This is a genomic window from Comamonas sp. GCA5, from assembly GCF_036541385.1.
GTDB classification, from domain to species: domain Bacteria; phylum Pseudomonadota; class Gammaproteobacteria; order Burkholderiales; family Burkholderiaceae_C; genus Comamonas; species Comamonas aquatica.
In genome coordinates this window covers 1-304 of the sequence record NZ_JAZHFR010000257.1, presented here as the reverse complement: position 1 = coordinate 304, position 304 = coordinate 1, and the positions used below count along the sequence as shown (strand labels likewise).

At 58.2% G+C, this 304-nt stretch carries 1 protein-coding gene; it reads left to right on the top strand.

What is annotated here, in order from left to right; translation table 11 throughout:
* The coding region (locus tag SJH88_RS19560) for an IS3 family transposase (protein ID WP_274755431.1) at positions 1-274 on the top strand (274 nt) is incomplete at its 5' end.
* Between the last annotated feature and the right edge of the window lie 30 nt (positions 275-304).

The following is a 304-nucleotide window of genomic DNA, read 5'->3' as shown; positions in this document are numbered from 1 at the left end:
CCAATACACAAGCGAGCACTTCCAGAGGCTGCTGGACGAACAGGGCATCACTTGCAGCATGAGTCGGGCTGGCGAGGTCTGGGACAACTCGGCCATGGAGAGCTTCTTCAGTTCTCTGAAGACCGAGCGCACGGCCCGTAAGGTGTACAGGACACGAGGCCAGGCCCGCTCAGATGTGTTCGATTACATCGAGTGCTTCTACAACCCGACGCGTCGGCATTCGACGCTCGGATATCTCAGTCCCGTACAGTTCGAGCAAGCTCAAGAAGCTTAGGTCGGTGTCAACGAGACCGGCAGCAGCCCA